The organism is Streptomyces sp. NPDC086554 (assembly GCF_040686095.1).
Lineage (GTDB): Bacteria > Actinomycetota > Actinomycetes > Streptomycetales > Streptomycetaceae > Streptomyces.
Genome location: NZ_JBFBJK010000005.1, coordinates 28,555 through 54,175, shown reverse-complemented (window position 1 = coordinate 54,175; position 25,621 = coordinate 28,555). Strand labels below are relative to the sequence as shown.

Genomic DNA, 25,621 nt, shown 5'->3' with positions numbered 1-25,621 from the left:
GAGAGGAGGACGGTGTGCTGCTGAAGTTCCGCACGGCTAACGTACGGTCGCTGCGCGAGGAGCAGGAGCTGTCCTTTGTCGTCCCGCAGGGCGAGGAGTCGGACGCGGCGCGTGCGCTGGAGTTGTCCGACGGGAAATCGCTCCAGGTCTACCCGGTCCTCGGTGTCTTCGGTGCCAACGCATCCGGCAAGTCCAATGTCGTCACGGCGCTGAAGAAGATGAGGGAAGCGGTCCTTAGTTCCTACGGGCCTTGGACGTCATACACCGGAATTCCCCACCGCGAGCCGTTCGCCCTCGACCCAAAGACCGCCGCCGAAAGCACCTTCTACGAAGTCGATTTCGTGCTGGATGACGGTGTGCGATGGACGTACGGCTTCGAACTGGGTGACAAGCGCGTCGAGTCGGAGTGGCTCCACGCCTATCCCAAGGGGCGTCGGCAGGTGTGGCTCGACCGGGACGCGTCCCGCCAGAGCGTGTACGAGTTCCCCGGCGACCGGGTACAGGACCGTGCGCGCCTCGCCCGCACCACGCGCGCGAACGCCCTTCTCGTCAGCCGGGCGGCCAGCGACAATCACCCTCAACTGTCCAGGATCTACGGCTGGTTCAGGTCGAACCTCTGGGACATCACACCCGAGACCGAGCTGAGACAGCGCGAGGCGTACACCGCGGAGAGATTGCTCGACGAGACGACGCGGGATCGTGTCCAGGAACTCCTTCGGGTCGCCGACCTGGGGATCCAGGGTGCTGAAGTCAAGCGGCAGCCCGGAGACAACGCCCCGACCGTGAAGCTGCTTCACGGAGGCAGCGGCGACGAGCCGGTCGCCTTCGACTGGGCCAATGAGTCATTCGGTACGCGTTCGTGGTTCGCGCTGATCGGACCTCTGCTGCTGGCCCTGGACAGTGGAGCCGTGCTGCTGATCGACGAGTTGGACGCCAGCCTCCACCCGCGTTTCGCGGCCGAGGTAGTACGCCTTTTCCAGGCCCCATGGTCCAACACCAACCAAGCACAGCTGCTGTTCACGTCTCACGACGCGTCGCTGTTGAAGACTCCCAGGGGTGGCCGCTCGCTGGATCCGGGGCAGATCTGGCTCACGGAGAAGGACAAGAGCGGCGCCACGGAGCTGTATCCGCTGAGCGACATCGATCCCGGTCCAGATGAGGACCTTGCGGATTCCTACCTGGCGGGTGCTTTCGGCGGGGTGCCGAACGTCACCCAGGGGCAGATCGGACGAAAAGTGCTGACCGTACTGGCGGGGGAGGCAGAGCGTTCCTGATGGCGAGGGACAAGGGGCGGGACAATCCGGGGCGGAGCCGGAAGCCGAAGGTGCTGCGGCGTGAGGTGTTCGTCTTCACTGAAGGCGAGGTCACCGAGCCGGAGTTCATCACCTTCGTGACCGAGAACGGCACGCGCGCGGAGCCAGGACGAGAGCTCGTCTGCACGGTCGAGAACCGGAGCGCCCCGACCAAGCGCCGCAAGCCTCTGCCGCTGGTGGAAGAGGCAATCGACAAGTGGGTCGAGGTCGAGCGGGCCGCGAAGAAGGCGAAGCTGAAGCCGACGGACTGGAACTGGCCTCAGGTGTGGTGCCTCTTCGACCGCGATGAGCACAAGGACATCCCCACCGCCTTCTCGCGGGCGAAGCAGGCGAAGCTGCACGTCGCGTACTCCCACCCCTGCTTCGAGCTGTGGCGCCTGCTCCACTACAAGAACCACACGAGCTCCTTCGGCGGGGTCTGTGAAAGCGCTGCGGGCATTCTTCGGCAGCAGTCAGGCTTCCCCCAGACCTACGGCCCCACCATCCAGTCGGTTTCCAAGGAGCAGGCGAAGCGGGTCATGCCGGGCCAGCTCCGCGGGAAGTACGAGAAGGCGCGGCAGTACGCCAAAGCGCTCTCCCCCGAGTACACGGGCCCGGACCAGAATCGGTGGGATCCGTTCACGGACGTATGGCGCTTCGTCGAGGACGGCCTGGACGTCGTCGACTACTGACGGTGACTATCCGTGCGCGGTGATTCCTGACGTGCCGGAAGCCTTAGGCTTCCCGGTGCAACCGGACGAATCGCCAGTCATCTCAGGGAGTGCCGTACGTGGCCAAGCTCACGCTCGCGCAGCTGGAACGCCATCTCTTCGCGGCGGCGGACATTCTGCGCGGCACGATGGACGCCGCCGAATACCGCGACTTCATCTTCGTGCTCCTCTTCCTCAAGCGCGTCAATGACGAGTTCGAGGCGGCGCGCGAGGTCGTCATTCAGCAGCGTCTGGCCGCAGGCGAGAGTCAGGAAGATGCTGAGGACGACGCGGAGTCGTACGAGGAGTACGGGCCGCTCGGCGCCATCTTCGTCCCCGAGGAGGCCCGCTGGGAGAAGCTGGCCGGTGCCGTGGACAACGTGGCCACGGAGGCCCTACAGCCCGCCCTCGACGCCCTGGAACGACAGAAGGGCAACAGCGAGCTGCGCGGCCTGTTCGCGCACGTGAACTTCAACCGCATCGGTGGCGGTGGCAGCGGCAAGGGCTCGGCCGCGGCGCTGGCCGACAAGCGGCTCGCCGCGCTCATCGACCACTTCGGGAGCATCCGGCTGCGCGGTGAGGACTTCGAGTTCCCCGACATGATCGGTGCCGCGTACGAGTACCTGATCAAGGACTTCGCCGACTCGGCCGGCAGCAAGGGCGGCGAGTTCTACACCCCGCGTGCGGTCGTCCGGATGATGGTGGAGTTGGCCCGCCCGCACGGTGGCATGCGCGTGTACGACCCGTGCGTGGGCTCCGGCGGCATGCTTATCCACGCCATGGAGTACGTGGACGAGCACGGCGGCGACTCCCGCAATCTGGGCCTCGCCGGGCAGGACGCCAACAGCGGTTCCTGGGTCATGGCCACGATGAACATGCTCTTTCACGGGGCCAAGAAGTTCTCGCTGCGGACCGGCGACACCCTCACGAACCCGCTCCATCCGGAGAGCGACTTCGATCTGGTTCTCAGTAATCCGCCCTTCTCCATGGACTACAAGATGGAGGAGGTGCCGCGGCTGACTGAGCGCATGCCATACGGCCAGACGTCCGAGCGGGGCAAGGCCGACCTGATGTTCCTCCAGCACATGCTGGACATGGTGAAGCTGAAGGCCGGAGCGGTCTTCACCGTCATGCCGCACGGTGTGCTGTTCCGTGGCGGTCAGGAACAGAAGATCCGGGCGGAGCTGCTGAAGCACGACGTCGTCGAGGCGGTGATCGGACTCGCCCCGAACCTCTTTTACGGGACCGGTATCCCGGCCTGTGTGATCGTGCTGCGTCCGGCGAGCGAGAGGCGTCGGGATCGACGCGGGCAGGTCCTCTTCATCAACGCCGACCGCGAGTACCACGCGGAGCGTGCCCAGAATGTGCTCCTCCCCGAGCACATTGAGAAGATCGTCTCCACGTTCCATGCGTTCCAGGACGACGAGGTCTTCGAAGACGTGGATGGCTTCGCGCGGGCTGTGGGGCGGGAGGAGCTGGAGGGCAACGACTTCAACTTCAACATCCGCCGGTACGTCGACAACACTCCGCCGCCGGAGCCGCAGGATGTGCGGGCGCATCTGGTGGGTGGCGTACCTGTCGCCGAGATCGAGGCGAAGAAGCTCCTTCTGGACGCGTACGACATCGGGGTGGGCGACCTCTTCGCGGTGCGGGAGAACGACTCCCAGTACGTCGACTTCCTGCCGGAGGGGGAGCGGCCGGACGCGCCGCGTCTCGCTGCGTTGGCGAGTGGGCGTGAGCGGGAGCTGTGGGACGCCTTCGATGAGTGGTGGGCTTCCGAGACGGAGCAGATCGCTTCGCTGGAGCCGGTCGAGGGCGACGACCGTACGGAGCAGGAACGTAAGGCCCAACTGGCGCGGCTGAGGGGTGACTTGATCGGATCGTTCCGGGAGCGGCTGCTGGCTGTGGGCTTGCTGGACAGGTACGCGCTCGCGGGCGCGGTCGCCGGGTGGTGGCACGACGCGAAGAACGAACTCAAGGCGTTGTCGGTCAACGGCTTCGCGGGAGTCGTGGACGGCTGGGTCGAGACGGTGGAGACGTTGCTGGCGCCGGAGCCGGATCCGCGTACGGGTGGGGCGCGGGACCGTACGGCGGCGGAGCGGCGGCAGGCGTACGACCACAAGGTGGTCGCGGCGATCGCCCCCGACTTCCTGGAGGAGCTGGCCTCTGCGGACCGGACGTACGCGGAGCTGGACGCGAAGGTGAAGGCGGCGCAGGAGGCGGAGGCGGCGGTTGCCGCTGCGGCCGCGCTGGCTACGGGGGACGACTCGGATGGGGCTGATGGTTCGGACTCCGGTTCGGAGGCGGGGGTGGCTCCGGAGGTTGACCCCGAGCTGGTCAAGGCGGTGCTCAGCAAGGCTCAGATGCGGGACCTGACGAAGAAGCGGGCCGAGGCGAAGAAGGCCATCGAAGAGCTTGAGGACGACTTCTGGCCGGTGCCGGCGGTTCAGCGGAAGCGGGATGCGGAGCGGGAGAAGGCGGCGAAGGAGGCGGCTGCCGGTGCCGCTGGGGCCAAGGGGGGCTCGGCTTCGGGGAAGGGGCGGGCTCGGGCTGCGGAGCAAGTCGCTTCGGGGCAGGGGGCGTTGATGGAGCATCCGGGTGTGGAGTCGGTGCCTGTTGAGGATGACGCTCCTGTGGCTGACGGCCGAGCCGGTGCGGTGAAGAAGGCGCGACTCACTCGGGCTCGGGAGGAGCTGGCCGAGGCGAGTGGGGAGCGGGACGTGGTGCTCGGCATCCTGCGGGAGGACTTGTCCGGGAAGCTGGGTGGTCATGTGGTGCGGCGTCAGCGGGAGTTGGGCGAGTCGTATCGGGTTTGGGAGGGGAAGTACCGGGTTTCTTTGCGGGAGATTGAGGGGCGGCGGGCTACTGCGGCGGAACAGTTGGGTACCTTTCTTGGGGAACTGGGCTATGCGTAACTCGCAAGTGCCGCCGGGGTGGTCGGAATCAAAGGTTGGCGAGCACTTTGATATGACGCTCGGAAAGATGCTCAGCAAGGCGGCTGGGGAAGGACGCAAGCAGTTCAAATATCTGACAAATAGAAATGTCCAATGGGGGCGTTTCGACCTTCGCGATCTTGAGAGCATGCACTTCTCCGAGAGTGAGCAGAGGCTCTATTCCTTGCGGCCTGGAGATCTCCTGGTTACGGAAGGTGGGGAGATTGGGCGCACCGCCATGTGGGAGGGGATTAATGCGGAACTCTTCTTTCAGAAGTCACTGCACAGGCTAAGGGCTACTGGGGCAATTGATCCTTGCTACCTGCTGCACTACATGAGTTTCGCCGCAAGGCGGGGTCTATTTAGTCACTTGGCTGGTCAGACGAGTATCGCCCATTTGACTAAAGAGAAGCTAGCTAACTGGACCATTCTGCATCCAGATGATCTCGGAGAGCAGCGGCGTATCGTCGAAGTCCTCGCGGCGCTGGCTGAGGAAGAGAAGTCGATTGAGGCGCTGATCAAGAAGAGCCATCTTGTTCGCGGCGAGATCGCGCGCGACGCGCTGTTCGGGCAGCAAGTAGCGAGCGTTGCTATCCGAGACATGGCTGCCGTCTCGTCAGGCAGTACGCCGTCGCGCTCACGCGGAGAGTATTGGTCTGGTGGCACCGTTCCTTGGGTGCGGACCGCAGAGATCAACTTCAACGTGATTACAGCGACTGGCGAATGCGTAACGCCGAAGGCGGTCGCTGATACAGGATTGCGCGTTTATCCGCGTGGGACTGTACTGCTTGCCATGTATGGCGAGGGAGTCACTCGCGGTCGTAGTGCTGTCCTGGGGGTCGAAGCAACCGTCAATCAGGCCGCAGCAGCTATTGTTTGTGACCCTCAGCAGCTCGATCACCAGTACCTCCACTATTGGCTTGAGAGCAGTTACGGCGAGATCCGGAAGATTGGTCAAGGGTCTAACCAGACCAACTTGAACGGTTCGCTCGTCGGGGCGATTCGGGTGCCGCTCCCTTCGCTGGACGAGCAGCGTCGTCTCGTGGCCCCCATTGAGGCATTCGACCGCAAGTTGGCGGCCGATGCTTTGGAACTGAGCAAGCTCAGAACGTTCAAGCAGGGGCTGACCGATGACCTGCTGTCTGGGAAAGTGCGGATGCGTGGGGTCGCCTAAAGCTATGTCGGAGGCATGAGGTGTAGTTCGAACCACACCGTCTTGCCGATGCCGCCGCCCCCGCGTGGCTCCGTGCCCCAGTCATCTGCCACTAGTGCCACCAGTGCCAGGCCCCGGCCCGTCTCGTCATCGAGCGAAGCCTGGCGCGGCACCGGGAGTGTGGCGTTCGCGTCTGTCACCGAGATGCGGAGGCAGTCCTCCCTCGTACGCAGCGGGCCCAGAGCTCGCGGCCCGGGGAGGTCTTCGCGTGGCGGTACGCGTTTGTCATCAGTTCGCTGAGGAGGAGTACCGCCGTTTCCGTCAGGTCGTCAGGGAGTTTCCATGAAGTGGCCTGTTCCGTGAGGAGAGTTCGGGCCCTGCTCACGCTTCGGGCGTGACGCGGCAGGCGCCACTCGATGTCCTGCGGGAGCGTGGGTGGGGTGAGCTGCTGCTGGGTGGAGCCGGGCGGCGTCGGCATGCGTGGTTCGGTCCTTGCGTGTGAGCTTTCGTCGTTTGCCGAGTTCACCGTCGTGGCTCGCGCGTAGTCTCAGGAGGAGCGGCGCGGGTACAGAGGGTGGTTGTACCCGGCTTGGACCCCGGGGAGGTGAATGCGGTGGGCACCACAGGCTCTGAGCCGCCTATGACGTGGCGTTACTGCGGCAATCAGGTCAAGCTCTGGCGCACGCGCGCCGGTTTCACTCGCGAGGCGCTGGCTGTCGAGTCCGGGTACGACTACGAGTACGTGAAATCCATGGAGCAGGGGAGGCGGAAGCCGACGCTGAGGTTGCTTCAGGTTGCTGACGAGATGTGTGAAGCCCACGGACTTCTGCTGGCGGCACAGGATTACCTCAAGCCGGACAGGTTCCCCTCGTACTCCAAGGACTACGCCGAGGCCGAGTCCCGAGCCTCGGCTCTGCACTCGTACCAACCACTCTTCGTTCCAGGACAGTTGCAGACCGAGGGCTACATGCGGGCACTGCTTGGTGCGAACTGTCCTCCCCTGGACGACGAGACGATCGAGGCTCGGGTGGCCGGTCGGCTCCAGCGGCAGGAGAGGTTGGTGCGCTGCCCCACGGTCCTCTTCGGGTTCGTGATCTACGAGGCCGCTTTGCATGAGCCTGTTGGCGGACGCGACTGCATGCGTGAGCAGTTGAACTACCTGCTCAAGATGGGAGCACTCCGCAACATTTCCGTCCAAGTGCTGCCCGTTGGTCAGGGCGCGCACACGGGACTCAATGGTCCTCTCGTGCTGTTGGAGACGCCTGACCACGAAACTCTTGCGTACGAGGAGGGGCAGTCGACTGGAGTTCTCCATTCCGAGCCGGACAAGGTCACCCTGCTTGCCCAGCGCCATGGCATGATCCGCATGCAAGCCCTCAATGCCGAGCAATCGGCACAGTTCATTAGGAAGGTGGCGGGGGAGTTATGAGCGAGGGGCTGGCGTGGTTCAAGTCCAGCTACAGCAATACCGAGGGTGGCGATTGCCTCGAAGTCGCCCTCGACTGGCGCAAGTCCACCTACAGCAACGACTCCTACAACGCCTGTGTTGAAGTCGCCCCCTGCCCCCACTCCATCCACGTCCGAGACTCGAAGCTCGGGCCCCGAAGCCCTCGCTTCGCCGTCCCCGCGACGGCCTGGGCCGCCTTCATCTCGTACGCAACGCGCGGCGCCTGAGCCGAGCCCCGAGCTTCGGGTGTCAAGCTCCGTGCCCCGAGCTCCTTTTGTGAGGAATGGGTGGTGGGTTCAACCCGCCCTCCCGCCCAACCTTCCCGCGCGGGCCCGCTCAACTGCCTCCCCACGCAGCGCACATGACTTTTCGTGACCGGCTTGCCACGCCCCGTTGCCACCCTCTAGCGTTCGCAGCAATAAACAACCCCGACAGGTGTTACCAGCACCCGCCGGGGTCTCACCCCAAGATCGAAACCGAATCGAGCGATCTCGTGGCTTGCGAAAACTCTAACGCCGCCCTGCCTGCCCCCGCACACCCCATGGCCAACCCCGGCTACGGCAAACGCTCCGTCCCGGCGGATTCCGCCGACGGCCCCCGCCGTTCCGTCGACTTCAGCCACCTCCCCGCCCGCGAGAGCCACCTCGCCGCCCTCATCGACCGGCTCCCTGACGGCGCTGCCATGGACGCCAAGACCCTCGCCAAGGCCTCGCCCCTCTACGGGCAGCAAGCCGTACGCACCGCCCTCAACGAACTCTCCCGCGCCGGGCATCTGCGCCGCGTCCGGTGCCTCGCCGAAACGAGCGCCAACGGCACCCGATGGATCTTCCGCACCCACTGGTCCAGCACCGCACGTGACAGCGAATGGTGGGCCCGCTTCCTCGCCGGTGACGGCGTAACCGGGGGTGTCCCCATTGACGTACAACCCGAGCCTGAGCAGCCGACATCGGACCCGAACTCGAACCGTGAACCTCAGCCCCACCCCACCACCGCCTACCAAGCCCTCGCCCAACTAGGCCTCGCCGACCACCGAGTGACCCTCTCCGCAGCCGACTGCACCGCCCTCGAACCCCTCGTCGCCGAATGGTTCGCCCGGGGTGCCACCGGCGCCCAGCTCACCGGCGCCCTCACCTCCGGCCTCCCGGAATCCGTCCACGCACCCCGCGCCTTCCTCGCCCGTCGGCTGCGTGACAAGCTGCCGCCCGAGCCAGAACAGGCGCCCCCCGCTCAGCGCGTGCCGCGCCTCATCCTGGAGTGCACTGACTGCGGCGTCCCCGGACGCCCCGAGGCGCTGCCAGAGGGCTTGTGCAGGGCGTGCACAGGGGTCCCGCTCCCTGGCGTCGGTGTCGGTGTCGACGGCAACCGCATCGACGTACGCCGCCACGCGGCAAACCTGCGCACCACCCTCGCCGCCCACCGCACCGCATCCCAGCCGCCCCCGGCTCACCCGAACTCGACTTGCCTGAACCGCTGATATTCGCCCCGCATCCGTCACGACTCGCGCAAAATAGAACAACAGTCGAAGCGGCCACCGCCGGAGCGCGTCGACGTACGGAGAACGTGGGATCACGTCATCGCGGGGAAAGGCGCCAGCACATGCAACGCGGCACGGCCGAGCTCGACGAGGTGGAGCACCCGATCATCGACCAGCTGAAGTCGATGGGCTGGCAGCATGTGCACGGGCCTGACCTCAGCAAGCCGGGCCCGGAGGGCGACGAGCGCGGCTACGGCGACGTGCTGCTCACCAAGCGCCTCCGTCGCGCCGTGCAACGCATCAACCGCGTCGCCGGTACCGGGGAGACGTGGATGGACGACCCCGACGCCCACGCCGCCATCGACGGCCTGAGCCGAGCCGCTCGCAACGTCGCCACCGCGTCCCTCAAGGACGTCAACAGCGATGTCACCAGCCTGCTCCTGAGCGGCACTCCGGCCACCGGCCACGAAGTGCACCACCAGGGCAAGACCGTCCACGTGCAGTACATCGACTGGGAGCTGGAGGGGATCGATGACAGCGAAATCCTTCGCCGGAACGAGTTTCTGGTCGTAGACCAGCTGCGGGTGCGTACTCCCGACGGGGCGGAAGCCGTCCTCGACCTCGTGCTGTTCGTGAACGGCATTCCCGTCGCCGTCATCGAGTGCAAGAGCCCCGACCGCAAGGACCCTGTCGGTTCCGCGATCCGTGATCTGCGGGCCTATGCAGGGATGCCGCTCGACGACGACCCCAGAGAGCCGCACGAACGGCCCGGCGGCGTGCCGGAGTTCTTCGCGCCCGTGCAGCTTCTCGTCGCGGCCGCCGGTGGCAGCGGTGCGGCCCTCGGCACCATCACGTCCAGCGAGGAGCACTTCGCCGCCTGGCGGAGTGTGACCCCCGACTACAAGGACAGCGAGGCGCTCGGCCGCGTGCTTCAGGCGGTCAGGCGAGAGAACGGCGAGCGGCTCGTCGAGCCGGGACAGTCGCCCACCGATCAGCACAAGCTCGTCGCGATCGTCCTCAAGCCGCGCAACTTGCTGAACATCATCCGGCACTACGTCTTCGAGCTGCCCGTGAAGACGAAGGAGGGCGAGCCGCCGATCACCGTGAAGGCGGTCTGCCGGCACCAGCAGTACCGGGCTGTAGAGAAGATCGTGCGGAAGCTGCGCACCGGGCGGACTCTGGAGGATCCCGCAGCCGAGGCCGATGAGCGCGGTGGTGTCATCTGGCACACCCAGGGCTCCGGCAAGAGCCTGACCATGGCATTCCTCGCCCGTAGGCTCCAGACCAGCCGTGATCCGGAGCTGAATCGCTTCACCGTGCTTGTCATCACCGACCGCAAGCAGCTGGAGCAGCAGTTGTCGGCGGCGGTGCGGGTCAGTGGTTGTGCGGTTCGGGTCGCCAAGTCGCAGGCGGACGTGGAAGGCATGCTGGGGCGTGCCGGGAAGCCTGGCGGGCGGGCGGTCATCTTCGCGATGATCCAGAAGTACCTGGGGCGGATTCCTGGGGTCGTGGGCGAGACCACGAGCAGCGACGAGCGGGACCCCAGCGCCGAGTTCGCGGCCGCCCAGGCCCGTATCGAGAAGGGCGGGAACGCAGAGGAGGCAGCGGATCCCACGCCTGACGCCGAGACCATCGAAGCAGTCCGGCGCCGGTTCACCGAGTGCAGTACGTCACCGCACGTCTTGGTGCTCGTGGACGAGGCGCACCGGTCGCACACCTCCGTGCTGCACGCGTGCCTGCGGGACGCGGTGCCGAACGCCGCCCGGATCGGCTTCACCGGTACGCCGATCATGAAGGGTCGACTCACCGACACGGGGCGGATTTTCGGCCTTGAGCCGGACGACAAGTTCCTCGACTTGTACCTGATGGACGAGGCGGAGCGGGACAAGGTCGTCGTGCCGGTCCGCTATGAAGGGCGGACCGGGTCGGCCGAGGTGCGGGACAAGCCCGAGCTCAACCAGAAGTTCGAGGACCTGATCGCGCGGCTGCGGGACGAGCAGAAGGACCGGGTCCGCAGCAAGCTGAAGCCCACCAGCCGTGCCGTCGCCGAGTCCGTCTCGATGATCCGGGCCAAGGCCGTGGACATGCTGGAGCACTATGTCACCGGGCCGCTGACCGGCGGCTTCAAGGCGCAGGTGGCGGCGGTGAGTCGGCGAGCGGCCGTGCTCTACCGGCACATGCTCAACGACGCCCGTGCCGAACTCCTCGCCCGGGTACGTGAATTCGATCCGGCGACGCTGCGGCACAAGGACCTGAAGGACTACACGTGGGACGACCTGGTGCTGCTGCGGGCGTGGCAGTACCAGGAGGTGCTGCGGCGCATCGACTTCGTTCCGGTGATCTCCGCCGGTGACGAGCAGAAGCGAGGGCTGTGGCGGGAGTGGACCGATCCGCTGCGGCAGCAGGAGAACATCGACCGGTTCCTGGAGCCGTTCCCGGAGCTGCCGCCGGACAACCCATGGGTGATCACGCACGCTCCTGAGCCCGATCCGGTGCCGGGTGGCACCATCGCGATGAATCCGTGGAGCGGCGCGGCCGTGCCCGTCGTCGAGGAGAAGCGGCCGGTCGCTTTCCTCATCGTCAAGTCCATGCTCCTCACCGGGTTCGACGCCCCCATCGAGCAGGCCCTGTACTTGGACCGGCCCATCCAGGACGCCGAACTGCTCCAGGCCATCGCACGCGTCAACCGGCCGCGCCACAACAAGCACGAGGGGCGCGTCGTGGACTACTACGGCGTACTGAGCGATCTGGCCGTCACGCTGCCCGCGTACAAGGGCGACGGGCCTACCCTGCGTACGGTGCGCAGTCTCGCGAGTGAGGTCCCGGACATGCGGGCGGCGGCCGTCGAGATGGAGCAGTTCCTCGCCGGGATGGGGATCACGGGACTGGATACGCTCGGAGGGCTCGGGCGTGGAATGCTCCTGCTCGGCGACATGGAGGCGCGCGCCGACTTCGACGCGAAGCTGGGTGTGTTCCTGGGTGCTTTGGAACGCGTACTCCCGCATGAGGCGGCCTTGGGACAGGTCGCGAATGCGCGGTACTGGACGGCGCTGCAGAAGCGGGTACGCAGGCACTACCGGGACGCCGAACGTGGGGACTTCTCCATGAGGGCGTACGGGCGCAAGGTGCGGGCCATGGTCGCCGACCATCTGGTTCTGCCCGAGATCACGCAGGTCATCGCGCCGGTGTCCATCCTCGCGCCCGACTTCGACGAGGTCGTGGACCGCATTCCTGATGTGGAGGAGGCCGCGGCGGAACAGGTGCAGGCGCTCCGCTACCACTTGGAGGAGCGACGGGAACACGGAGAGCGGCCCGTCCATCGGACGTTGTCGCAGGAGTTGGAGCAGATCCTTGAGGAGTTCGATGGGCGCTGGGATGAGATCAAGGTGCGTATCGGCCCTCTGATCGACAGGGCGCGGAAGGCGGAGGAGGCTGATCCGGCGGTCGCGGACCTGACGCCCGTCGAGCAGCAGTTGTACACGAAGGTGTCGGACCTGCTGACCGAGTCCCCGGCCTTCGACGTGCCTGATGTGGAGTTTCTGCGTCAGGTGACGGTGGATCTCGCCTCTCTCATCGCCGGCCACGTCACCAGTGCCTCGTGGTCCGGGAACGAGGCGAGCCTGGACGAGCTGCAGGTCGGGATCTGGCATCTCCTGCGTGAGCAGGGCCTGAAGCCGAAGGAGCGTGACCGACAGGCGCTGCGGAACCTGTCGGAGTCGCTCACCGGGCACGCTCAGCGGCACGCCGCCTCCTTCCGGGCGAAGGGGAGGGGAGAATAGGGGCGTGCCCGCCGCCCTACCGCTCTCCAACGCCATGCACACCCGCCGTACCGCCTTGGCGGACGGTCAGACGGTTGTGGCCAATGGCAGGAGATTCCTGGTGACGGTCAGTGCCCGGCGTAAGAGGCTTGGCCTGACCGTAGAGCGGGACGGCTCGCTGACCCTCCGTGTCCCGCCGGACTGTGAACCCGGCAGGGCCGAGGATTTCGTACGGCAGAGCGAGGACTGGATCGCTGCCAAGCTCCGGCTGCGGGAGGAACACCGCCCGGCACATCCGGTGCGGTCCTTCAGGGATGGCGAGAGCTTCTTCTATCTGGGGCGCGAATACCGGTTGCTCTTGGTGGACGGAGACGGCACGGCGCCCGTCCGCCTCGTCGGGGGGAAGCTGAGGCTGGATGCGGCACGTGCTGGAGATCCGAGACAGGCCCGTCGCGAGGTCATCGCCTGGTACCGGAGGGCTGGGCTGCGCTGGTCACAGGGGCGGTTGCAGCCGTGGGGGGCTCGCATGGAGGTTTCCGAACCTGATGTGGTTGTCCGGGACGTAGGGAATCGGTGGGGTACGTATCGGGCAGGTGTGGGTGAGCGGGGGCAGATGGCTCTGCACTGGGCTGTCTTTCAGCTGCCCGCGCATCTTGTCGACTACGTAATCGCCCACGAGCTGGCGCACGCCCGTGTCTCTGGCCATGGGCCGGACTACTGGGCCTTGCTCAGACGAGCCATCCCTGATTGCGAGCACCGTAAGGCTGAGCTGGATGATCTCGGGCGGCGGTTGTGGCTGGGAGAGACGACCGCGCACGGTTGAGAGTGGTAAGCCACGCACTAACCGGTCAAGTGCTCAGCGGTGCGCGCCGCCCGCACCCGGGGCCGGGACCAACTTCCGTACCGCCCAGCGGTAGTGGCCGACCGCCTTGGTGACGCCGATCAGGCCCGTCAGCCACAGGACGAGGCCGGCGCCCATGCCGAGGACGACATCGCCGTACGAGTCGCGTCCCGGCTCGGCGTACGCGGCGGCGGCGAAGGAGGCCCACAGGCCGAGGGCGCACATGAGGAAGGAGCCGAGGAGCCAGCAGAGGCTGAGGCCGGGGGAGCGGAGGGCGGAGTCCGATGGTGCGTGGCTGTCCAATGCCAGCCAGCTCTCGGTGAGTTCGCGCATCCGGCGGTCGCGGCGCATGCCGAGGACGACGCCTATCACGGAGGGGGCGAGCGCCCCCAGACCGAGGACGGCACAGACCGGGCCGAAGACTATGACCATCGGCTCCTTGTCCTCGACCATCTGGATCGGCAGTGCGAGCAGCGACCAGCCGATGACGCCGCCGAGCCCCAACAGCCAGAGCAGCAGCAGCCGGTGCACTCCCAGGCTCCGCCTGCGCAGCTCTTCGAGTGCCATGCCGCGGTCGGCGAGCAGCGCGTTCCGGTCCGGCCAGGTGCGCAGGTGGACGGGCGGCGGAGGGGGCGGCAGCGTACGGCGGGGCATGAGCCAGAACAGTACCTTCGGGCTGCTCGGACCCTTCGTGAGGCCCCTCACGCCACCCGCGTGGCCCCCGCGAACGGCATCTGGCTGATCGGCGCCAGGCGCACCGGCGCGCTCGGGTTCGGGGCGTGGACCATCTGCCCGTTGCCCACGTAGATGCCGACGTGACTGATGCCCTGGTAGAAGAAGACCAGGTCTCCCGGCTGCAGTTGGGAGCGCGAGACCCGGTTGCCCGCGGCGATCTGCGCGTACGTCGTACGGGGAATGGAGACCCCCGCGGCGCGGTACGCGGCCTGGGTGAGCCCGGAGCAGTCGAAGGCGTTGGGGCCCGTGGCGCCCCATACGTAGGGGCTGCCGAGCGCTTCGTAGGCATACGAGACGGCCGTTGACGCGCGGGCGTTGGGGGCCTTCGCCGGGGCGGCCAGGGAGGCGTCGCGGCCGGCGGCGCGGGAGGCCCTGTTCTGATCGCCGTCGCCGGTGAGCCGCGCACGTTCTTCGGTGGTCAGCCGGGCGAGCAGCCGCTTGGCGGCGTCCAGCTTTCCGTTGACCGTCTTCTTGTGCTTCCTCAGCTCCGCCTGCCGGGACTCGAGGCGGTCGAGCGTGCCGTCGGCCTCGCTGTGCAGCTGGTCGATCTCCTGGAGCTGTTTGCGTACGCCGCTGACGGCCGAGGCCTGGCGGCTGCCCGCACGGTCGGCGAGCGCGGCGCGCTCCAGGAACTGGTCGGGGTCGGAGGAGAGCGCGAGCTGGACGACAGGATCGATGCCGCCGCTGCGGTACTGCGCCGTGGCGATCGAACCGAGGCCCTCGCGCGCCGAGTTGAGCTTCTCCGTCTTGCGGGCCGCTTCGTCGCGCAGCTCGCCCAGGGACTTCTCGGCCTTGTCCGCCTTCTCCTCGGCGCCGTTGTACTTCTCTGTGGCGATCTCCGCCTCGCGGTAGAGCGCGTCGACCTTGGACTTCACCTCGGCCGGGCTGAGCCGCGGGTCCGCGTGACCCGTCCCGTCGAAGGCGGTCGCCGTGGCGGCCCCGGCGAGGGCGAGGGTGACGGCGGTACGGGCCGTACCGCCGCTGAGCGCGCGCTGTCTGGGCTTGCGGTGAGCTGCCACGAAGGGGCTCCTTAGGTCCGGCGACGGCCCGCACAGGGGGAGCGGACCGCCGCCGGTTTCTCGGCGGTGGTGTCCGACTGCCGCCCCTGGTCCGGGCGGCGGTGGGGAGCCGGTCACCTGACGAAGGACGCTAAACCTGACCGTCACGGGTTGGTGACGGAATGTACGCAACTGACGGAAGTGCTCCAGCCGGTGACCGTATGTGGCCGCGCGGATCGCGTGGCCACACAGCCTTCGCACAGGCCCCTGACCGATGCGGCGCTTGTGGCTCACCTGGGTGCCGAGCGGTGGTAAGGCCCCGGCTAGGCTCCGGAACCATGGACGTACTCACCCATGTCTTCGTCGGCCTGCACATCATCGGTATCGCCTCCCTGCTGGGTGGCTTCCTCACCCAGATGAAGCAGATGGGCCAGGGCACGGCCCGGTTCAACCCCGCGATGCTGCACGGCGCGCTGACCATGCTGGTCACCGGAGTGATCCTGGTGGGCCTCAACCAGGCGGACGACAACCCGGTCAACAACCTCAAGATCGGCATCAAGATGGCCGTGCTGATCGTGATCCTCGCGCTGGTCTATGTGAAGCGGGACGAGGAGAAGGTCGACAAGGGCATGTTCGGCGCGGTGGGGCTGCTGACCACGGCGAACATCTTCATCGCGGTGCTGTGGACCTGACCAGGACCGCAGGAAAACGGCCCTCCACGCGCGTGTGGAGGGCCGTTTTCCTTTGCGTGTGACGGTTACGCGTGCGTGACGGTTACGCGGGGCGCACCACGCTGTGGATCGGCATGTAGTAGATCGACTCGACGCGGACGTTCGTGCCCGGCTTCGGGGCGTGGATCATCTTGCCGTCGCCGATGTAGATCCCGACGTGGCTGATGTCGTCGTAGAAGAACACCAGGTCACCCGGCTTGGCGTCGGCCGTCTTCACCGTCGTGCCGACCTTCACCTGGTCCCACGTGGTGCGCGGCAGGGAGATGCCCGCGGCCTTCCACGCGTCCTGGGTGAGCCCGGAGCAGTCGTAGGAGTCGGGGCCCGTGGCACCCCACACGTACGGCTTGCCGATCTGCGCCTCCGCGAAGGCGATGACCTTCGCGGCCTTCGTCGCGTAGCCGCTGTCGGTGTCCCCGGAACCGGTGCCGGTACCAGTGTCGGAACCGGTGTCCGGGGTCTCCGTGTTCTCGTCGGTCCCGTCGTTCTGCTGCTCTTCCTCGCGCTCCTTGGCGGCCGCCTCTTCCGCCGCCTTGCGCTTGGCCTCCGCCTCGGCCTCCTGCTTGCGGGCCAGCTCCGCCGCCTTGCGCTTGGCCTCTTCTTCCTTCTTCTTCTCGATCGCCGCGAGCCGCGCCTTCTCCTCGGCGGTCAGCTCCGAGAGCAGCGTCCGCGCCTTGGTCAGCTTCTCCTGGACGGCCTGCTTGCTCGTCTTCAGGTCGTCCCGCGAGTCGCTCAGCGTCTCCAGGGACTTCGCGGCCTTCGTGCGCTGCTTGGTCGCCGACGCCTGCTGCGTCTGGTAGTCGTCGACGGCCTTCTTCTGGCGCGCGGTCAGCCGGTCCGAGAGGTGGTTCTGGTCGAAGTACCCCTGCGGGTCATCGGCGAGCATCATCGTGGCGGTCTCGGAGACGGCGCCGGTGCGGTACTGGGCCGCGGCGAACGAGCCGAGCTCCTGGCGGGCCTCGTTCAGCTTGTCCGCGCGCTTGGCCACATCGTCCAGAAGAGTGTCGACCTTCTTGCGCTGCTTCTCGGTGCGCTCCTTGGCCGAGTTGTACTTCTGAGTGGCGACGCCCGCCTGCTGGTAGAGGTCGTCGACCTTCTTCTGGACCTCTTCGAGGCTGGGCTTCTGCGGCGCGGAGGGTGCCGCTTGGGCGCTCTGCGACAAGAGGGCCACGGAGGTGAGGGCCGCCGTCGTGATGCCGATGGCGGGAGTGGTGCGTATTCCGGCAATGCGGGTCCGCGGCTTGCGGTGCGACGCCAAGGGAGGCGACTCCTTCCGTAGACCGCCTACCGGGTTAGCTGTCGGGTTCGGGCGGATGATCCGGAAGGTTGCCCTACAGTCCCGTACTTCGTACGGGACCGATTCACCCCAAGGTCTTGGTGGGTCCCCGGCTCCGAGGAGATCGGACTCGGCGGAGGCCACCCGTTCCCGGCGGGGTTCGCCGGTGGAAGTACGAGCAGCCCGCGGAGCACGCTAGCCAACTCGTGTGCTCCGTGTGAAGGTTGATGTTCGATATGCCCGATACATTTTCGTGACTTTACGAAGCTCTTGACGCGGGCACGCCGTGCCGTAGCGGAGCGTCACCGTCCGCGGGCGGGGCGTAGGCGAGTGGAGGTGGCCGGAACCCGGGGCGGGTTGTCAGTGGGGCCGCCTAGACTCGGGAGGCGATGAGCAGCCTCTTTGATGACAGCTTCCTGGCGGACCTCAAGGCCTCGCGGCCCTCGGAGGAAGAGCACCCGCCGCCGCCCGAGGACAGCGCGCCGGAACCCGTTCCGGACGACCTGTTCGACGGGAAGTTCGACGCGCCCACGCCCCGGGACGCGCACTACCGCGGCGGCGCCCCCCGCCCGGTGATCGACCCGGCGGCGCTGCTCGACGGTCTCAACGAGAACCAGCGCGCGGCCGTCGTGCACGCGGACTCCCCGCTGCTCATCGTCGCCGGCGCCGGCTCCGGCAAGACCCGCGTCCTCACGCACCGCATCGCGTATCTCCTCGCCGAGCGGCATGTGCACCCGGGACAGATCCTGGCGATCACGTTCACGAACAAGGCCGCGGGCGAGATGAAGGAGCGCGTCGAGCAGCTCGTCGGGCCGCGGGCGAACGCGATGTGGGTGTCGACCTTCCACAGCGCCTGCGTCCGCATCCTGCGCCGCGAGTCGAAGAAGCTGGGCTTCACCTCCTCCTTCTCGATCTACGACGCCGCCGACTCCAAGCGGCTCATGGCGCTGGTCTGCCGCGACCTGGACATCGACCCGAAGAAGTTCCCGCCGAAGTCCTTCAGCGCCAAGATCTCGAACCTGAAGAACGAGCTGATCGACGAGGAGACCTTCGCAGGACAGGCCGCCGACGGCTTCGAGAAGACCCTCGCCCAGGCCTACGCGATGTACCAGTCGCGGCTTCGCGAGGCGAACGCACTCGACTTCGACGACCTGATCATGACGACAGTCCACATGTTCCGCGCGTTCCCGGACGTGGCCGAGCACTACAGGCGCCGCTTCCGGCACGTGATGGTCGACGAGTACCAGGACACCAACCACGCCCAGTACGCCCTCGTGCGAGAGCTGGTCGGCCCCTCCGGAGGCGAGGGGGACGATCCCGCCGAGCTCTGTGTCGTGGGTGACGCGGACCAGTCGATCTACGCCTTCCGCGGCGCCACGATCCGCAACATCCTCCAGTTCGAGGAGGACTACCCGAACGCGACGACGATCCTCCTGGAGCAGAACTACCGCTCCACGCAGACGATCCTGACCGCCGCCAACGCGGTCATCGAGCGCAACGAGAGCCGTCGCCCCAAGAATCTGTGGACCAACGCGGGCGCGGGCGCGCGCATCACCGGCTATGTCGCCGACACCGAGCACGACGAGGCGCAGTTCGTCGCCGACGAGATCGACCGCCTCACCGACGCGGGCGACGCGAAGGCCGGGGACGTCGCGATCTTCTACCGGACGAACGCGCAGTCGCGTGTCTTCGAAGAGATCTTCATCCGCGTCGGCCTGCCCTACAAGGTCGTCGGCGGCGTCCGCTTCTACGAGCGCAAGGAGGTCCGGGACGTCCTCGCGTATCTGCGCGTGCTCGCCAACCCCGAGGACTCCGTACCGCTGCGGCGCATTCTGAACGTACCCAAGAGGGGCATCGGCGACCGCGCGGAGGCGATGATCGACGCGCTCTCGCAGCGCGAGAAGATCTCCTTCCCGCAGGCGCTGAAGCGCGTCGACGAGGCGTACGGAATGGCGGCCCGCTCGGCGAACGCCGTCAAGCGTTTCAACACGCTGATGGAGGAGCTGCGGACCATCGTCGAGTCCGGCGCGGGCCCGGCCGTCGTCCTGGAGGCCGTGCTCGAACGGACCGGCTATCTGGCCGAGTTGCAGGCCTCGACCGACCCCCAGGACGAGACGCGCATCGAGAACCTCCAGGAACTTGCCGCCGTGGCCCTGGAGTTCGAGCAGGACAGCGGTGCGGGAGAGGGTGAAGGCGAAGGCGAGGCAGCCGGTGTCGCCGGTTCGCTCTCCGAGTTCCTGGAGCGCGTCGCGCTCGTCGCCGACTCCGACCAGATCCCGGACGAAGAGGACGACGGCTCCGGAGTCATCACGCTGATGACCCTGCACACCGCCAAGGGCCTGGAGTTCCCCGTCGTCTTCCTGACCGGCATGGAGGACGGCGTCTTCCCGCACATGCGCTCCCTCGGCCAGGTCAAGGAGCTGGAGGAGGAGCGGCGTCTGGCGTACGTGGGCATCACGCGCGCGCGGGAGCGGCTGTATCTGACGCGGTCCTCGATGCGCAGCGCCTGGGGCCAGCCCTCGTACAACCCGCCGTCGCGCTTCCTGGAGGAGATCCCGGACGCCCACCTCGACTGGAAGCGCACCGGTTCCGTCGGCGCGCCGGCGTCCTCCGGACCCGCGGCGGGCATCACGTCCTCCCTGTCGTCGTCGCGCTCGCGCGCCGGGGGCGCGCAGGGCTTCGCCACCCGCCGCGCCACCGAGAAGCCGGTGGTCTCGCTGGCGGTCGGGGACCGGGTGACGCACGACCAGTTCGGCCTCGGGACCGTGGTCGGAGTGAAGGGCTCGGGTGCGAACGCCGAGGCGACGGTGGACTTCGGAGAGCCCAAGCCGAAGCGCCTGCTGCTGCGGTACGCACCGGTGGAGAAGCTGTAACGCCGGGGGCGGCGGCCGGAGTTACGCCGGGTCGCCGCCGCGGGGCGCGGCCGGAGTTACGCCGGTCGAGGTCGCGGGGCGCGGCCCGAGTTACGTCGGGTCGAGGTCGTGGCTGCGCAGCCACGGCAGGGGGTCGATCGCCGAGCCGCCGCCGGGACGCACCTCGAAGTGCAGGTGCGGTCCCGTGGAGTTGCCGGAGTTCCCGGAGAAGGCGATGACGTCGCCCGCCTTGACGGGGCCGCTGGAGATCTTGTGCGTGGAGAGGTGGCAGTACCACGTCTCCGTGCCGTCCTTGGCGGTCACGATCGCCATGTTTCCGTAGGCGCTGTTCCACTTCGTGGAGACGGTGCCGTCGGTGGCGGCCATCACTTCGGTGCCGTACGACACCGGGAAGTCGATTCCGGAGTGCGCCGACATCCAGTTGATGCCCGCCTGGCCGTAATAGGCGCTCAGCCCCTGCTGCTTGACCGGCAGCGCGAACTTGGGGCGCAGCCGCTCCTTGCGCGCGGCTTCCTCGGCGGCCTTCTTCTCGGCGGCCACCTTCTGCGCCTTGAGGTCGATGCGTTCCTGGGTGCGGCTGGCCCGGTCCGCGAAGTCGCCCGCGTCCGCCGAGAGGTTCTCCAGCTGCGTGTCGAGCTTGTTGTTGGCCGCGGAGGGCTGTACCGACGTCGGGTCCGGGGCCGTGGCGGCCTGGGTCTCCTTGCCGTCGTCACCGCTGAAGTTGCTCACGGAGGCGGCGGCGATACCGGCGACGCCCATCACACAGGCCGACGGCACGGCCACCGTGAGCAGGGCGGAGCGCTTGGCGGGGGTGCGGCGGCGGGTCCGCGAACGGGAGCCGCGGGAGCGGTCCATGACCGGCGGCTCGTCGTCACCGGCGTCGCGTCCGAAGCTCGGCTCGATCGGGCCGAGCGGCTCCGCGGGCGCCTCGTCCGGGATGAACTCGTGTTCGGCGGGGGCCGGTTGGGCGTACGCATCGGATGCGTAGGACTCGACCGGCGCGTCGGCCGAGTACGCCGTGTGCTCGTAGGCCTCGACGGGTTCGTACGGATCCGGGGTTCCGTGCTCCTCGACGAGCGCGGTCGTATGCGTGGCCTCGGTCGCCCCGTACGTCTCGTGTGTCCCGGTCGCTCCGTATGTCGCCTCGTGGCCGCCGGAGTTCCACGCGGTCGCGTCGTACGCGCCGGTGTCGAAGGGCTGCGCCTCCCACTGGCTGGTCTGCTGCGGCTGGTTCCAGGCGGTGGTGTCCCACTGGTCGCCGGCGTCGGGGCCAGGCTGGGCGGGGATGTCCGTGGCGAGTGTCTGGTAACCGCCTGTCGACCACGCGGCGCTGGTGTCGTAGCTGCCCGTCTCGTAGCCGTTCGCGTCGTACGCGACCTGGTGCTGCGCGGCGTACGGGTCGTAGCCGAGTGTCTGCTGCGTACCCGTGGTCGACCACTGGCCGGTGTCGTACTGATTGCCGGGCATGTCGCCGAAGAGCGGGTCGGAGGCGAAACTTCCGGTGTCGGGGCTCGCCGTGTCGTAGCCGCCGGTGGTAGCGAACGAGCCGGTGGAGTAGCCGTCGTACCCGGTGTAACCGCCGTGCTGCGTGCCCTGGTCGTACGACGCATAGGGCGCGTAGTCGGCGGGTGCCGAGGCCGGGGGAGTGGAGGTCCCCGACGGGTGACGGTCGTTCACCAACTTCTCTTTCGCCTCGGCAGCAAGGGCGGAGCAGTGCGGTGACTGTACCCGGCGGTACGCGGGCGCGACAATCTTCGGCAGGTTTCCCGATCTCAGGAAACGGGCATTCGGCCGCCTTTCGGCGGACTGTGGGCACAGCTTTGGCTCTGCGTTCGAGAGACGTTCGACGAATCGTGGTGAACGCGGGGCGCGGGAGCCGCTTCTCGGGCCACCGCGCCTGCCGCTTTCACGCCACCGTCAGTCCGTTCAGCTCGCCCGCGCCCCGATCTCCCGTGGCCGGCTGGTCGATGGCCTGGCGGATTCCGGTGGCGACCGCGGGATGCACGGGCAGGGCGAGGTGGCCGATGCCGGAGACGCGTACGTTCTGCGCGATCAGGTCGGGATGGTCGATGCAGGCCGTTTCCAGGGGAACCATCAGCTGGTCCAGATCGCTCCAGAAGCTCACGAAACGTGTGCGGCACTCCGGCGCGGGTTCGCGCAACTCCTCGATCACATCCGAGCCGGGGCGCATCTGGCGCACGATCGGGTGCGCGTCGGCAAGCCGCACCACGCGCGTGCCCGAGTGCGGTGTGCCGAGGGTGACCAGCGTGCGCACGCGCTTGTCGCCGCCCAGGCGCTGCGCGTAATAGCGGGCGATGAGACCGCCGAGGCTGTGGCCGACGATGTCGACCCGGTCGTGGCCCGTGCGCTCGCAGATCTCCTCTATGTGGCGGCCGAGCAGTTCGGCGGCGGTGCGGATGTCGCAGGTGAGAGGGGAGTAGTTGAGGGACTCCACGTGCTGGCGGCCGTGCTGGGCCAGGGAGCGGCGGAGCAGGACGAAGACGGAGCGGTTGTCGATGAAGCCGTGCAGCAGGACGACCGGCGGCCTGCTCCCGGTGGGGAGCCGGGGGGCTTCGGGGGGTGACGGCGCGGGGACGGTCCTGCGTTCCGGCGTGATGCCCGACGGGTAGAGGAGGAGGTGCCCGGTGAGAATCGCCAGCTCGAGTGCGGTCGCTTTCAGCAGGGTCAGGGAGAGTCCCGCCAGTCTGGCGGGGAGCAGGGAGCAGAGCGGGCGAAAGGGCAGGACCCTCGTGACGGTCATGGTCGACCTCCCGGTCGGCACGCGGGAGGACAACTCTGTCCCCCGTGTGCCCGTAGTGGGGAGGCGCGGCGGAGGGCGGGCGGCGGCGCGTGGTCGGCGCCGGTGGCCTGCCCACCGGCGGCGCGATCGCCGATGCGCCGCATCACCACGCCGCGCGGCTGACTGCGCGGTGGTGCGGCGTCCTCCTTGCGGCTCCCCTTGCGCCGTCCCGAATACGGTCCGTATACCGACGGATACGGGAGTGGCGCGCAGCGAACGTGTCCCTTCGTGTGATTTCCCCCTCGCTCTCCACCGTGAAACTGCCGGGTGAGAGATGCTGGAGATAACGTTCGTTCACTTCCCCGGCCGGTGCGGCACGGGGTGCCAGTGCTTGGACAGATGGATATCGGTACATGGAGGCAGTGATGGGTGTGGCAGCCGGTCCGATCCGCGTGGTGGTCGCCAAGCCGGGTCTCGACGGTCATGATCGCGGGGCCAAGGTGATCGCGCGGGCACTGCGTGACGCCGGTATGGAGGTCATCTACACCGGGCTGCACCAGACGCCCGAGCAGGTCGTGGACACCGCGATCCAGGAGGATGCCGACGCGATCGGTCTCTCCATCCTCTCCGGTGCGCACAACACGCTCTTCGCGCGCGTGATCGAGCTCCTCAAGGAGCGCGACGCGGAGGACATCAAGGTCTTCGGCGGCGGCATCATCCCCGAGGACGACATCGCCCCGCTCAAGGAGAAGGGCGTCGCGGAGATCTTCACACCCGGGGCGACGACGGCTTCGATCGTGGACTGGGTCCGGGCGAACGTGCGGCAGCCTGCGGGCGCCTGAGCGGTTCGCCCCCTCGGGGGTGCGGGCGGGGGTGCCGGATTTCATGGCGCCCCCGGTTTTGCTTGCCCTGGCGCTCGCGCCGACGTGCTCGGTGGGGTGGCTTGCGCTGCCGTGCCTGCCGGGGCTGTCTGTTCCGGTGGCCCTGAGGCCGTGGCCGCCGCCGTTGTCGCACACGGCTCCACCCCCAGCTCCGCCCGCATCGCCGCGCGCAGGCGCAACGTGCTGACCAGGCGCTGGAACGCCTCCGACCAGTAGCCGCCCGCGCCGGGCGACGCGTCCTCCGGCTCGTCCGGGATCGCGGTGAGCACGTCGAGCCGGACCGCCTCCGCCGGGTCCAGGCAGCGCTCCGCCAGGCCCATCACGCCGCTGAAGCTCCACGGATAACTCCCCGCGTCCCGCGCGATGTTCAGCGCGTCGACCACGGCCCGCCCCAGGGGCTCCGACCAGGGCACCGCGCAGACACCGAGCAGCTGGAACGCCTCCGAGAGGCCGTGCGCCGCGATGAACCCCGCGACCCAGAAGGCCCGTTCCCCGGCGGGCAGCGCGGCCAGGAGCTTCGCGCGCTCGGCGAGCGACGCCGCGCCCGGTCCCGCCGCGTCGGGCGATGCGGGGGCGCCGAGGAGCGCCCGGGACCAGGTCGCGTCGCGCTGCCGCACGGCGGCCCGGCACCACGCGGCATGCAGCTCGCTCCGCCAGTCGTCGGCCACGGGCAGCGCCACGATGTCGGCAGGGGTGCGCCCGCCGAGCCGATCCGGCCAGCAGGAGAGAGGGGTCGCCTCCACCAACTGGCCCAGCCACCACGACCGTTCGCCCCGTCCTGCGGGCGGCTTCGGGACGACGCCGTCGCGCTCCATGCCCGCGTCGCACTCGTGCGGGGCCTCGACCGTGAGCGTCGGTGTGCTCTTTGTGCCGTTCGCATGGTCGATGGCCACACAGGAAGCGGCCCGGGCCGCCATCCGCGCGGCGAGGGCGGAGGAGGGGAGCGCGGAGAGGAGCTCGGCCGCCGTGGCGCGGACGTTGCGACTGCGGTCGGCGAGTGCCTGTTCCAGGAACGGCTCGTCGGCGTCGCAGAGCCGCGTACGCAGGGAGTCGAGGAACATCAGGCGGTCCTCCGCCCGTTCCGCGCTCCAGGTGGTGGCGAGCAGGTCCCGCGCGGCGGCCGGGTCGTGGGCCCGCACCGAGGCGAGCAGGGCGACGCGCTCGGCGAACAGGCCCTCCTCCCACAGCTCTCGGACCTGCGCCGTCTCCTCCGGGGCGGGCAGGGCCACGCCGCCGCCCGGAGTGGAGCGCAGCGCGAACTTCCAGTCGGGGTTGAGCCGTGCGAGCCACAGCGCGCGCGGGCCCGCGAAGGCGAGGGCCTGCGGCCGGAGGTCCGTACGCCCACGGGCCGCGTTCAGGAGCGCGGGCAGCAGTTCCGGGGGTGCCGCGAAGCCCCGTTCGTTGGCCAACGCCAGCCACTGCGGCAGCAGTTCCATCAGATCGGGCACCGCGCCGCGGCGTCCTCCGCTGCCCGCGCCGGGGTGGTCGGTGAGCAGGGTGGCAAGGCGCTGCCGGGCCGTGGGCGGCACGGTGGGCCTGGGGTCGTCGGCTGCGAGCTCGGGCGGCGCGGCGGCGGGCGCGGGACGCAGGCCCGCTCTGCGCCGGAGGGTCTGCACGGCGGCCGCGTCCAGGAGCGCGGCCGGGGCGTCCTTGCCCGGTGTGCGCACGGGGGGTGGGCGGCGGTCGGTGCCGAGGAGGGCGGCGGTCACCAGCTCCTCCCAGGGGGTGGCGGCGGCCTCGTCGAGCGGGGTGGTGCCGGTCATGAGGTCTCTTCCTTTGAAG

The 25,621-nt window shown here is 68.2% G+C and carries 18 protein-coding genes and 1 riboswitch; of the genes, 12 read left to right on the top strand and 6 right to left on the bottom strand.

Going from position 1 to position 25,621, the window contains the following annotated elements:
* The first annotated feature begins 14 nt into the window (after nucleotides 1-14).
* The 9 genes from AB0O76_RS09635 (at nucleotide 15) to AB0O76_RS09595 (ending at nucleotide 13,590) form a co-directional block, all read left to right on the top strand.
* Nucleotides 15-1,274, top strand: a complete 1,260-nt coding sequence (locus tag AB0O76_RS09635) for an ATP-binding protein (protein WP_365487198.1) — start codon at nucleotides 15-17, stop codon at nucleotides 1,272-1,274.
* Nucleotides 1,274-1,984 (top strand): RloB family protein, encoded by a 711-nt coding sequence (locus tag AB0O76_RS09630; RefSeq protein ID WP_365487196.1) that lies wholly within the window; start codon nucleotides 1,274-1,276, stop codon nucleotides 1,982-1,984. The genes AB0O76_RS09635 and AB0O76_RS09630 overlap by 1 nt, the downstream gene beginning before the upstream one ends.
* A gap of 98 nt (nucleotides 1,985-2,082) precedes the next feature.
* Nucleotides 2,083-4,917, top strand: coding sequence for a class I SAM-dependent DNA methyltransferase (locus AB0O76_RS09625; protein ID WP_365487194.1), 2,835 nt, complete (start codon nucleotides 2,083-2,085; stop codon nucleotides 4,915-4,917).
* Nucleotides 4,910-6,109 carry a restriction endonuclease subunit S gene (locus AB0O76_RS09620; protein WP_365487192.1) on the top strand — a complete coding sequence of 400 codons (1,200 nt, stop codon included), beginning with the start codon at nucleotides 4,910-4,912 and terminating at the stop codon, nucleotides 6,107-6,109. Before AB0O76_RS09625 ends, AB0O76_RS09620 begins: the two co-directional genes overlap by 8 nt.
* A gap of 592 nt (nucleotides 6,110-6,701) precedes the next feature.
* Nucleotides 6,702-7,517, top strand: coding sequence for a helix-turn-helix transcriptional regulator (locus AB0O76_RS09615; RefSeq protein WP_365487190.1), 816 nt, complete (start codon nucleotides 6,702-6,704; stop codon nucleotides 7,515-7,517).
* Nucleotides 7,514-7,762, top strand: coding sequence for a DUF397 domain-containing protein (locus tag AB0O76_RS09610; RefSeq protein ID WP_365487188.1), 249 nt, complete (start codon nucleotides 7,514-7,516; stop codon nucleotides 7,760-7,762). The genes AB0O76_RS09615 and AB0O76_RS09610 overlap by 4 nt, the downstream gene beginning before the upstream one ends.
* Before the next feature lie 314 nt (nucleotides 7,763-8,076).
* Nucleotides 8,077-9,009, top strand: coding sequence for a MarR family transcriptional regulator (locus tag AB0O76_RS09605; protein WP_365487186.1), 933 nt, complete (start codon nucleotides 8,077-8,079; stop codon nucleotides 9,007-9,009).
* A gap of 122 nt (nucleotides 9,010-9,131) precedes the next feature.
* Nucleotides 9,132-12,788: a type I restriction endonuclease gene (locus AB0O76_RS09600; RefSeq protein WP_365487184.1), complete on the top strand. Its 3,657-nt coding sequence runs from the start codon at nucleotides 9,132-9,134 to the stop codon at nucleotides 12,786-12,788.
* Nucleotides 12,789-12,792: 4 nt separating this feature from the next.
* Nucleotides 12,793-13,590, top strand: a complete 798-nt coding sequence (locus AB0O76_RS09595) for a SprT family zinc-dependent metalloprotease (protein WP_365487182.1) — start codon at nucleotides 12,793-12,795, stop codon at nucleotides 13,588-13,590.
* A gap of 33 nt (nucleotides 13,591-13,623) precedes the next feature.
* On the opposite strand, the gene AB0O76_RS09590 is transcribed toward AB0O76_RS09595, so the two are convergent.
* Together AB0O76_RS09590 and AB0O76_RS09585 are read right to left on the bottom strand one after the other, a co-directional pair.
* Nucleotides 13,624-14,262, bottom strand: a complete 639-nt coding sequence (locus AB0O76_RS09590; protein ID WP_365487180.1) for a hypothetical protein — start codon at nucleotides 14,260-14,262, stop codon at nucleotides 13,624-13,626.
* A 47-nt stretch (nucleotides 14,263-14,309) separates the two neighbouring features.
* Nucleotides 14,310-15,362 (bottom strand): NlpC/P60 family protein, encoded by a 1,053-nt coding sequence (locus tag AB0O76_RS09585; protein ID WP_365487178.1) that lies wholly within the window; start codon nucleotides 15,360-15,362, stop codon nucleotides 14,310-14,312.
* Nucleotides 15,363-15,679: 317 nt separating this feature from the next.
* Between AB0O76_RS09585 and AB0O76_RS09580 the strand changes: the two genes are divergently transcribed.
* A complete protein-coding gene (locus AB0O76_RS09580) occupies nucleotides 15,680-16,033 on the top strand; it encodes a hypothetical protein (RefSeq protein ID WP_360768696.1) in 354 nt (117 codons plus the stop codon).
* Between the two features lie 82 nt (nucleotides 16,034-16,115).
* On the opposite strand, the gene AB0O76_RS09575 is transcribed toward AB0O76_RS09580, so the two are convergent.
* Nucleotides 16,116-17,327 carry a C40 family peptidase gene (locus tag AB0O76_RS09575; RefSeq protein WP_365487176.1) on the bottom strand — a complete coding sequence of 404 codons (1,212 nt, stop codon included), beginning with the start codon at nucleotides 17,325-17,327 and terminating at the stop codon, nucleotides 16,116-16,118.
* Between the two features lie 7 nt (nucleotides 17,328-17,334).
* A riboswitch (cyclic di-AMP (ydaO/yuaA leader) is annotated at nucleotides 17,335-17,491 on the bottom strand.
* Between the two features lie 243 nt (nucleotides 17,492-17,734).
* On the opposite strand from AB0O76_RS09575, the gene pcrA reads away from it, so the two are divergent.
* Nucleotides 17,735-20,218: a DNA helicase PcrA gene (gene pcrA / locus AB0O76_RS09570; RefSeq protein WP_365487174.1), complete on the top strand. Its 2,484-nt coding sequence runs from the start codon at nucleotides 17,735-17,737 to the stop codon at nucleotides 20,216-20,218.
* 90 nt (nucleotides 20,219-20,308) lie between these two features.
* Here the strand turns inward: pcrA and AB0O76_RS09565 are convergent, their stop codons facing one another.
* Entirely contained in the window at nucleotides 20,309-21,895 is a 1,587-nt protein-coding gene (locus AB0O76_RS09565; RefSeq protein WP_365487172.1) for a M23 family metallopeptidase, read from the bottom strand.
* A 229-nt stretch (nucleotides 21,896-22,124) separates the two neighbouring features.
* On the bottom strand, nucleotides 22,125-22,979 hold the full coding sequence (locus tag AB0O76_RS09560; RefSeq protein WP_365487170.1) for an alpha/beta fold hydrolase: 855 nt from the start codon (nucleotides 22,977-22,979) through the stop codon (nucleotides 22,125-22,127).
* A 404-nt stretch (nucleotides 22,980-23,383) separates the two neighbouring features.
* Here AB0O76_RS09560 and AB0O76_RS09555 point away from each other — a divergent pair, with 404 nt between their 5' ends.
* Nucleotides 23,384-23,800, top strand: a complete 417-nt coding sequence (locus AB0O76_RS09555; RefSeq protein ID WP_365487168.1) for a cobalamin B12-binding domain-containing protein — start codon at nucleotides 23,384-23,386, stop codon at nucleotides 23,798-23,800.
* Between the two features lie 41 nt (nucleotides 23,801-23,841).
* Here the strand turns inward: AB0O76_RS09555 and AB0O76_RS09550 are convergent, their stop codons facing one another.
* Nucleotides 23,842-25,602 carry a DUF5691 domain-containing protein gene (locus AB0O76_RS09550; protein ID WP_365487166.1) on the bottom strand — a complete coding sequence of 587 codons (1,761 nt, stop codon included), beginning with the start codon at nucleotides 25,600-25,602 and terminating at the stop codon, nucleotides 23,842-23,844.
* Nucleotides 25,603-25,621: the final 19 nt, after the last annotated feature.

What these genes read in the sequence shown, in the direction of transcription:
- AB0O76_RS09620 (WP_365487192.1), top strand. Translation starts at nt 4,910, where the DNA reads ATGCGTAACTCGCAAGTGCCGCCGGGGTGGTCGGAATCAAAGGTTGGC.
- AB0O76_RS09555 (WP_365487168.1), top strand. Translation starts at nt 23,384, where the DNA reads ATGGGTGTGGCAGCCGGTCCGATCCGCGTGGTGGTCGCCAAGCCGGGT.
- AB0O76_RS09600 (WP_365487184.1), top strand. Translation starts at nt 9,132, where the DNA reads ATGCAACGCGGCACGGCCGAGCTCGACGAGGTGGAGCACCCGATCATC.
- AB0O76_RS09605 (WP_365487186.1), top strand. Translation starts at nt 8,077, where the DNA reads ATGGCCAACCCCGGCTACGGCAAACGCTCCGTCCCGGCGGATTCCGCC.
- AB0O76_RS09590 (WP_365487180.1), bottom strand. Translation starts at nt 14,262, where the DNA reads ATGCCCCGCCGTACGCTGCCGCCCCCTCCGCCGCCCGTCCACCTGCGC.
- AB0O76_RS09560 (WP_365487170.1), bottom strand. Translation starts at nt 22,979, where the DNA reads ATGACCGTCACGAGGGTCCTGCCCTTTCGCCCGCTCTGCTCCCTGCTC.
- AB0O76_RS09610 (WP_365487188.1), top strand. Translation starts at nt 7,514, where the DNA reads ATGAGCGAGGGGCTGGCGTGGTTCAAGTCCAGCTACAGCAATACCGAG.
- AB0O76_RS09580 (WP_360768696.1), top strand. Translation starts at nt 15,680, where the DNA reads ATGGACGTACTCACCCATGTCTTCGTCGGCCTGCACATCATCGGTATC.
- AB0O76_RS09630 (WP_365487196.1), top strand. Translation starts at nt 1,274, where the DNA reads ATGGCGAGGGACAAGGGGCGGGACAATCCGGGGCGGAGCCGGAAGCCG.
- AB0O76_RS09550 (WP_365487166.1), bottom strand. Translation starts at nt 25,602, where the DNA reads ATGACCGGCACCACCCCGCTCGACGAGGCCGCCGCCACCCCCTGGGAG.
- pcrA (WP_365487174.1), top strand. Translation starts at nt 17,735, where the DNA reads ATGAGCAGCCTCTTTGATGACAGCTTCCTGGCGGACCTCAAGGCCTCG.